The sequence below is a fragment of the Flavobacterium aquidurense genome, from assembly GCF_002217195.1.
GTDB lineage: Bacteria > Bacteroidota > Bacteroidia > Flavobacteriales > Flavobacteriaceae > Flavobacterium > Flavobacterium frigidimaris.
The window spans coordinates 1-7,541 of record NZ_MUGR01000068.1; the positions used below are offsets into that span (position 1 = coordinate 1).

Genomic DNA, 7,541 nt, shown 5'->3' on the forward strand with positions numbered 1-7,541 from the left:
TTTAGAATTAATATAAATAATAATTATATTTGTTGAAATAAAAGATTTTGTAATGAGAGAAATAGAACAATTATACCATAATAATTTCGGAATTGCCTTTTACTGGAAAAAAGAAAACGAAACTATAACGGATAAAGTACAGTTAGTTTTTAAGGAAACCGGATTCTATTTTACGGTTCAGGAGCTCAATTATTTTTGCGATTTAATCGAAGACAGCATGATCGAAAATGCGTGTTGCGAAGCTTGTGAACTAAAAAACTCTTGTCACAAATTCTTACTTAAAACCCCGTGTGCAGCAATAGACCTCGCCGTTTCTGTAAAAGAACTAAAATCGATTAAGGATTTAGTCGAAGGTTCCTTATTCAGAATCGAACTTGACGAATATGTTTACGGAGTTGGCTTAAATTAAAAAGCATTCTAAACATTTTAACAACATCTTTTCATTATTGAAATATATTTTGATTTTATTCAAAAAAAAGTATATTTACAGCAATGAAAAAAAACCGCATTCTTTTTACTCTTGTTGTTTTGTTGGCTTTTCTAACGGGCTGCAAGAACGAATCTGACAATTACATTGACCCACGAGGAACTGATTACGCCGGTTCTGAAAGCTGTATTCAATGTCATAAAATACAATACGAAACCGCTTTTCACAGCTCTCATTTCAAAGCTACTTCTCCTGCTACCAAAGAAAATATTTTAGGTCATTTTACAAAGGGTCAGAATACCTTTGTTTATGACAAAGACACAAAATTGGTGATGGAAGAACGCAACGACACGCTTTATCAGGTACTTTATAAAAACGGAAAAGAAGTTGAAGCCCACTCTTTTGATGTTCTTTTTGGAACGAAACACGCTCAGACAAGTGCTTTCTGGAAAGATCATTATACTTATGAACTCCCTGTCTCTTACTATAAATCCTTAAATAGCTGGGCAACAAGTCCGGGATACTCTGCTACAGTTGCAAATTTTGGGAGAAAAATAGGAAAAGAATGTTATGCTTGCCATAGCTCTAATATCGCCAGCAGATACGTCACTACAAGCTCAGACAGCATCAATTTTATGAATATGGAAGTGGAGGATTTTATGGATCCCAATACTATCGTTTACGGAATTGACTGTGAACGCTGTCATGGTCCGGCGAAGCAGCATGTTCAGAAACATTTAAAATTTCCTGACCTAAAAATTGCTCAAAATATAACTTCGTTTAAAAACCTCAACCGTCAGCAAAAAATCGATGCTTGTGCGATCTGCCATTCCGGAAATGACAAATTAAAAGTAAAATCACGTTTTCAATTCAAACCCGGTGATGATTTACTAGATTATTTTAGAGGAATCCCCGGATCAGAAGAAAATGCTCATTTTGATGTGCACGGGAATCAGTTAGGATTATTGGCTCAAAGTAAATGTTTCAAGAAAAGCGAAACCATGGATTGCATGACATGCCATAATCCGCACGCGAATGCTTCCGGAAACCTCGCAAGTTATTCTAAAATTTGCATGAGCTGTCATCAGGGAATTCAGCACAATGCGGCAACATCAAAAACGACCTCAGCAACTGTACTTGCCAATAATTGTGTCGAATGCCATATGCCTAAAACAATGTCGAATGCTATTAAATTTCAGGCTTCTAACGATAAAGAAATGTCGAATTATATTCTGAGAACCCACAAAATTGGGATTTATCCAACGAACAAAAAGTAATTATTATTCGAATTTCTGGAGTTCAAAAGTTTCTCCATCAAAAACACCGTACGTAAAGTAACCAATCCAGTCACCCAGATTTACATATTTGGCATCTTGCCCAACCTCTATGATCATAGGCAAATGACGATGACCAAAAATAAAGTAATTATAATGTTTGGTTTCCAGTTTACGTTTGGCGTATAAAACCAGCCATTCATTTTCTTCCCCTAAAAATTTTACATCTTCAGCACCTGAAATCAGTTTATTTTTAACAGACAGATATTGCGCTAAACTGACACCAACATCAGGATGCAGCCAACGGAAAAGCCATTTAGAAAACGGATTTGTAAACACCTTTTTCATGCGCTTATACCCTTTGTCACCGGGGCCTTTTCCGTCGCCGTGACCAATCAGAAATGTTTTTCCGTTAAAAGTAAATTCTTTATTATCATGATAAACCGGAATATTCAATTCGGTTTGAAAGTAATCATTCATCCATAGATCGTGATTGCCTACGAAAAAATAAATTGGGATTCCACTATCACGAATTTCGGCTAATTTCCCTAAAACACGCACAAATCCTTTTGGCACAACTGTTTTATATTCGAACCAGAAATCAAACAAATCGCCCAATAAAAAAATAGCTTCGGCATCTTGTTTTACAACATCTAGCCACGCTACAAACTTTTGTTCGCGCGGTAAACTCAACTCAGGAGTTGGAGCTCCAAAATGCTGATCAGAAGCGAAATATACTTTTTTCATTTAGATTATTAGATTGTTAGACTATTAGACTTCACCCTGGCTAGCTTCATTCTGAGCGAACTAGAAGAATTGGAATTTGGAATTTAAAAAATTGGGATTAAATATTATCACTCGCGTACCATTCTGCAAACGAAGATTCTGTTTCCTGAAGTTTAAGCGAGAAAAGAGAAATATCATTGGGCAAACGCGCAACAATACGATCTGCAAAATCAACGACCATATTTTCGCTTGTTGGCTGATAATCTACTAAAATCACGTGATGACCACGATTTTTTAATTCATTTGCCAATTCGATATGCGGAGTCGTTTCATTAAAAACCGTCGCATGATCAAACTGATCCACGATTTCTTCTTTTACAATTTTCTTTAGATCCGAAAAATCGATCACCATTCCGAATTTTACATTCGATCGATCCGTGATTGGCGAACCAATAACCGTTACCGATAATTTATAACTGTGCCCGTGAACGTTTTTACATTTTCCGTCGTAACCGTACAAAGCATGTCCGGTTTCGAAACTAAATTGTTTTGTAATTCTGATATTACTCATCGATTTGAATTTTAGGTTACAAATTTACAAATTAATAACCGTTTTCATCTCTTTTTTTAGCTCTGTTATACATCCAATACGCAATTCCGATCAAAAAAACGAAAGGAAGAAACGATCCAATGAGAACTCCAATCTGATAACTGTCATCCGGAGCGGTTTTAATTTTCTCCGCAACATCTATTTTCTGAAATAATGAAATGATATACATATTATTTTATTTATCTTGTAAAATTGTTTTAAACACATAGAAACATAGATTGTTTTTCTTCTGAAAAGATTAACAAAAAAGCATGCTTTTAAAACATAGCCTATTGTTGATTAATGCAAGTGAAACGCCTTTTTCCAACACAGTTTGGGCTATGTTTCTATGTGTTTAAACAAACGTCAAACGTTAAGTTTTATTTTTTAAACTGCGTCAGCGCATTTCTCGAAAAATCAGATAAAACCAACTTTCCTGTAATAGCGGCACGTTCTATAAGCAGCGATTCCCAACGCTCTGTCCCTTCCCAGATAATCTTTTTCATTTCTGATAATGCTTCCGGATTGTATGCACTTAATTTTTGGGCAAAATTTACCACAGCATTATCGAGATTTTCCGCCTGATGAATCTCAGAAAATAATTTATTCTCTAAAGCCCATTCTGCCGATTTCCATTCGTGCGCTGCCAAAGTCATTTCGGCCATTGCAGCTTTTCCTATTTTACGCGAAACGGCAGGCTCAATCACAAACGGACCAATACCAATCGCTAATTCAGATAATTTTACAGCACTTTCCGGAGTCGCCAAAACATAATCGCAGGCAGCAATAATTCCAACGCCTCCGCCAACGGCTTTTCCCTGAACACGCCCTATAATGAGTTTAGAACAATTTCTCATTGCGTTCAGTAAATGTGCAAAACCGGAGAAAAATGCTGTTCCCTGTTCCTCATTTTCTACCTGTAAAAGTTCATCAAACGAGGCGCCTGAACAAAAAACCTTTAGACCTTCACTCTGCAAAACGATAACTGAAACACTTTCATTTAAACTTAAAGAATTGATTTCGCTGGTCAAGCGATCCAACAATTTCCTTGGAAAAGAATTGCTTGCAGGATGACCAAATTGCACCGTAGCAACTGCATTATTAAAAGTAGTCTGTAAAGAACCGTTTTGATTTTCTGAACTCATAAAAAATAGATTTGATCGTAAAGTTACGGTTTTGAAAAATAATTTTACCTGAACGTGATTTGAAATTTGTTTTTTGAAAAATAATTGACTTTATTTGCTATCGCTTTGGGGGATTAGCTCATTTGGCTAGAGCGCTTGCCTGGCAGGCAAGAGGTGACCGGTTCGAATCCGGTATTCTCCACAAAAAAACGAAACCCTTGTAATCTTCACAAGGGTTTTGTTTTTTTTATTTCTTCCTTACCATTCTTATAAATTGTCTTAAAGTATTAAAATTAAAACTTATACGGTCTGTTTTATAATTTTTCTCTTCATTTATTTGTGCAAAATAAATAAGACATGAAAAAACTAATTTTATTATTTGCTTTGATCTTTATTACTTCTTGTTCTAAAGATGACACCAATTACGAAGAGGATATTTTTAACGACGATACTTATATGTATTTTGATCCTCCAGGTTGGTTATTGGGAACCTGGACTAATAATCAGGGTGATAAAATAATAGTCACACGAAATAATCTGATTTTTAATGAATACGGAAATCCCGTTAATTCGGCTAATGAAGAAATTGCCTATTATGAGAAGAATTTTGGAAACCCAAACATTCAGGAAACCGCCTATGCGAATTATTACAGCTTAAAGTACAACTACGACAATGAATACCGAATGAAATTTAGTATCATCCAGATATCTGAAAGAAAAATTGACATTACGGGTTTCTTTACAGGAACATTTACCAAAATTTAATACTTTCTATACTAAAGTAAAACCCTTGCAGATTCAATCCTGCAAGGGTTTTTTATTTTTATGCCTATCCTTATTTTTCATTCGCAGAATCCTCGAAATCTATTTCATCTTCATCCGGTTTTTTAAAATCATTATTCAATAAATCCGTAAGTTTCTTTTTCTCTTTCTGATTCTTCTTTGTAATAAATGCAACTAAAACAATTACTACTACAACTAAAATTCCTATTATAACCCAATTGATTTCCATAGTCTTTAATTTTAACTAAATATAAGCTTTTTGAGGCTTCGAAATATTATCAAAACGTTAAAAATGAACATTATAAAAAATCAGAATCCAAAAAAGGAACACAATTTGTTTCGTAGGCAGATAAGAGTTTTGATTTTTGTCAGAAATCTTTTTTATATTTAAAACTTCTAAAAGACTATTCCAAAAAACAAAATGATTAAACAATTAAAGAAAAGCCTCTCCATTGGTTTATTAATTTTCTTCACTACTATTTTAGAGATTTACTGGTCAGTAGGAAATTTTTCCGACAGAATGTCAAGCGGCAATCCCGATGCTTCATTTTTTGATGATGCGTATTTAATGTCTTTGTTTACAACTGTTTTCTTAACCTTTTTATTTCTGCTGGTTTCGTTACTTAAAAACAAATCCCTAAAAATTACGATCGAACTGATACTCTTTATTTCGGTTTGGTTTTTCTGGAATTATACCGTTTTTGTCGATAGAGAATCGTCCTGGAGCACCTATACTTTCAAGGAAGAACTTCTTTATACATTTTCGGTTTCTGCTTTGCCTATTCTGGTTTTATCTATTCCTACCGTTTTTGGTTTAAATTACATCTTGAAAAACTATGAGCCCAAATAAAAAATCCACATTAGTTTTAAGAGTTTATTTGATCCTTAGTTTACTTCTGGCCCTGGATTGCTTACTGTATTATTTTAAATTCATTAGCCTAAGAGGTTATTACAGTGACGTGGTTTTATATTGGCTCTGGTTTGTGACTTCTTTTGTGGTAATTGTAATGTTTTGGAAAAAACTGATGGCCAAATTACTTTTGACAGGAATTATATTGACCATAGTACTTAGCATTTTGCCCATGATGATCCCTTTTTATGCCTGGATACTTTCGACTACATCGCTAGGATTGCTTATCGATAAAAATCTAAATGAAAACTACAGGGCTCAAATCGTAGGCTACAGTGTGATGGCACCGCCATGGCTTGAAGTAATAAAAAAACATGGTTTATTGGAAAAAAGAATATTAAAAAGTACCGATTATCAGCTTATGAATGACGACACAAATGCCAAAATCAGATTTGCGAAAGATATCATTTTCAGAAATGAAACCGACAGTACTCTGACGCTGACCTTATTTTATGGCGGACCAAACAAAACCATAACTTTAGACAAAACCACCGGTAATATTATTGCAATAAAACCCAATTAAATTTAAAATAAAAGAATTTTATGAATACCAAAATTTACATCATTTTCATAGCTTCATTACTTTCTCTACTGTCTTGCAACAAGAAAGAAACGAAAAATAACAAACCGCAATCAGCAAAAACGACAGCCGCTATAAATGATTCCGTACAAGCCGAAGAAGAAACTCCAAGAAAAGAAAGCATAAACCTATTCCGTCTTACTTACAGAGACAGCAGCGATGTAGCCTTTGTTTCGCTTTCCGATATTTATCCGCTAAATGGCAAAGACAACGATAAACTTATTTTGCCGGAAGTAGAAAAAATGGGAATAAAAGCGGCCGGATATTTTACAATCGACAGCAAATACAGGAAACGTTTTTTGACAGAAACCAATACATCCGAAACAGATTCTCTGTTTGTCTACGACTATTCAAAAAACAAATTGGCCGCCTTTTCTATAAAAAACCTAAAAACTGCTGCATTCCTAAATCCTTATTCGTCAGAAGACGCCTGGCCTTATCACTGGTACGATTACATGATTGGATTCGAAATCAATGCGCAATCACTAAAAGGGTTCAGCGATTATTATAGCGATGTTTTGGCATATGTGGGTAAAGAAAATCCTTTTACCAATAAACCATTAACACCAATTGTCTGGAAGAAAATTTCAGCCAAAGAATTTCCTTCAAAAGCAATAAAGAAAAAAGATCTTGCACTCTTAAAAAATAAAACTCCCGGAAATACCTATTCTTATAAAACAGAAGAATATCACTATTTCCTGCAGGAATATCTAAACAATACAGAAGTGGGCTCCAGACGTTTATTGGTAATCGATGCCAACACAAAAGAGGTTATTACTGAAAAAATGTTTATCGAAAGCGAGGGCACCTCACCTGCTCCTCTAAACAGTGCAGACGATGAAGTTGCGGTTCAATATACAGGTAAACTCTTCAAAAATAAGCCTCCGGTTGTTTTTGGGTTTCAATACGAGTCCTTCGGCTGTTCTGCTATATCATTGATCGACAAATCAAACGAAGACATTTATATTCAATGCGATAACCGTCATTAAAGTAATTATTTAAAAAAATCAGGAGCAGAAAAATTGGTTTTCAAAAAGACCAGTTGTCCCGCTCTCAGCTTTATCTTTTTATCCGCAAAAAAGCGAATAAAAAGGATACCGCTTCCATCCTACCGTCTGGACATATCTT

The 7,541-nt window shown here is 34.7% G+C and carries 11 protein-coding genes and 1 tRNA gene; 7 read left to right on the plus strand and 5 right to left on the minus strand.

Annotated features, from left to right (window positions below; all coding sequences use genetic code 11):
• The first annotated feature begins 52 nt into the window (after positions 1-52).
• Both B0A67_RS23870 and B0A67_RS23875 read left to right on the plus strand, forming a co-directional pair.
• Positions 53-409, plus strand: coding sequence for a hypothetical protein (locus B0A67_RS23870; RefSeq protein WP_072965230.1), 357 nt, complete (start codon positions 53-55; stop codon positions 407-409).
• An 83-nt stretch (positions 410-492) separates the two neighbouring features.
• The gene (locus B0A67_RS23875) at positions 493-1,704 is read left to right on the plus strand and encodes a cytochrome c3 family protein (RefSeq protein ID WP_072965229.1); all 1,212 of its coding nucleotides are present in this window, start codon (positions 493-495) and stop codon (positions 1,702-1,704) included.
• Positions 1,705-1,707: 3 nt separating this feature from the next.
• Here the strand turns inward: B0A67_RS23875 and B0A67_RS23880 are convergent, their stop codons facing one another.
• The 4 genes from B0A67_RS23880 to B0A67_RS23890 form a co-directional block, all read right to left on the minus strand.
• Positions 1,708-2,448 (minus strand): UDP-2,3-diacylglucosamine diphosphatase, encoded by a 741-nt coding sequence (locus tag B0A67_RS23880; RefSeq protein WP_072965228.1) that lies wholly within the window; start codon positions 2,446-2,448, stop codon positions 1,708-1,710.
• Positions 2,449-2,545: 97 nt separating this feature from the next.
• Complete coding sequence (locus B0A67_RS23885) at positions 2,546-2,998, minus strand: 6-pyruvoyl trahydropterin synthase family protein (protein ID WP_072965227.1); 453 nt, start codon at positions 2,996-2,998, stop codon at positions 2,546-2,548.
• Positions 2,999-3,029: 31 nt separating this feature from the next.
• Complete coding sequence (locus tag B0A67_RS25075; protein ID WP_207557384.1) at positions 3,030-3,206, minus strand: hypothetical protein; 177 nt, start codon at positions 3,204-3,206, stop codon at positions 3,030-3,032.
• Positions 3,207-3,396: 190 nt separating this feature from the next.
• Positions 3,397-4,161: an enoyl-CoA hydratase/isomerase family protein gene (locus tag B0A67_RS23890; RefSeq protein ID WP_072965226.1), complete on the minus strand. Its 765-nt coding sequence runs from the start codon at positions 4,159-4,161 to the stop codon at positions 3,397-3,399.
• Between the two features lie 107 nt (positions 4,162-4,268).
• Here B0A67_RS23890 and B0A67_RS23895 point away from each other — a divergent pair.
• A tRNA-Ala gene (locus B0A67_RS23895) sits at positions 4,269-4,342 on the plus strand.
• Positions 4,343-4,497: 155 nt separating this feature from the next.
• Positions 4,498-4,905, plus strand: a complete 408-nt coding sequence (locus tag B0A67_RS23900; RefSeq protein ID WP_072965225.1) for a hypothetical protein — start codon at positions 4,498-4,500, stop codon at positions 4,903-4,905.
• 70 nt (positions 4,906-4,975) lie between these two features.
• Here B0A67_RS23900 and B0A67_RS25080 read toward each other — a convergent pair whose 3' ends face one another.
• Positions 4,976-5,152: a hypothetical protein gene (locus B0A67_RS25080; protein WP_207557385.1), complete on the minus strand. Its 177-nt coding sequence runs from the start codon at positions 5,150-5,152 to the stop codon at positions 4,976-4,978.
• A gap of 192 nt (positions 5,153-5,344) precedes the next feature.
• Between B0A67_RS25080 and B0A67_RS23905 the strand changes: the two genes are divergently transcribed.
• From B0A67_RS23905 to B0A67_RS23915, 3 genes are read left to right on the plus strand one after another with little or no spacing between them, the layout of a single operon-like run.
• Positions 5,345-5,773, plus strand: coding sequence for a hypothetical protein (locus B0A67_RS23905; RefSeq protein WP_072965224.1), 429 nt, complete (start codon positions 5,345-5,347; stop codon positions 5,771-5,773).
• On the plus strand, positions 5,760-6,356 hold the full coding sequence (locus B0A67_RS23910) for a hypothetical protein (RefSeq protein ID WP_072965223.1): 597 nt from the start codon (positions 5,760-5,762) through the stop codon (positions 6,354-6,356). The genes B0A67_RS23905 and B0A67_RS23910 overlap by 14 nt, the downstream gene beginning before the upstream one ends.
• A 20-nt stretch (positions 6,357-6,376) precedes the next feature.
• Complete coding sequence (locus B0A67_RS23915; protein ID WP_084074697.1) at positions 6,377-7,402, plus strand: oxidoreductase; 1,026 nt, start codon at positions 6,377-6,379, stop codon at positions 7,400-7,402.
• The last annotated feature ends 139 nt before the right edge of the window (positions 7,403-7,541 follow it).

Bases quoted from the DNA above. Each gene is read 5' to 3' on its own strand.
- B0A67_RS23870 (WP_072965230.1), top strand. From the start codon at position 53: ATGAGAGAAATAGAACAATTATACCATAATAATTTCGGAATTGCCTTT.
- B0A67_RS23885 (WP_072965227.1), bottom strand. From the start codon at position 2,998: ATGAGTAATATCAGAATTACAAAACAATTTAGTTTCGAAACCGGACAT.
- B0A67_RS23905 (WP_072965224.1), top strand. From the start codon at position 5,345: ATGATTAAACAATTAAAGAAAAGCCTCTCCATTGGTTTATTAATTTTC.
- B0A67_RS23875 (WP_072965229.1), top strand. From the start codon at position 493: ATGAAAAAAAACCGCATTCTTTTTACTCTTGTTGTTTTGTTGGCTTTT.
- B0A67_RS23910 (WP_072965223.1), top strand. From the start codon at position 5,760: ATGAGCCCAAATAAAAAATCCACATTAGTTTTAAGAGTTTATTTGATC.
- B0A67_RS23900 (WP_072965225.1), top strand. From the start codon at position 4,498: ATGAAAAAACTAATTTTATTATTTGCTTTGATCTTTATTACTTCTTGT.
- B0A67_RS23890 (WP_072965226.1), bottom strand. From the start codon at position 4,161: ATGAGTTCAGAAAATCAAAACGGTTCTTTACAGACTACTTTTAATAAT.
- B0A67_RS23915 (WP_084074697.1), top strand. From the start codon at position 6,377: ATGAATACCAAAATTTACATCATTTTCATAGCTTCATTACTTTCTCTA.
- B0A67_RS25075 (WP_207557384.1), bottom strand. From the start codon at position 3,206: ATGTATATCATTTCATTATTTCAGAAAATAGATGTTGCGGAGAAAATT.
- B0A67_RS23880 (WP_072965228.1), bottom strand. From the start codon at position 2,448: ATGAAAAAAGTATATTTCGCTTCTGATCAGCATTTTGGAGCTCCAACT.
- B0A67_RS25080 (WP_207557385.1), bottom strand. From the start codon at position 5,152: ATGGAAATCAATTGGGTTATAATAGGAATTTTAGTTGTAGTAGTAATT.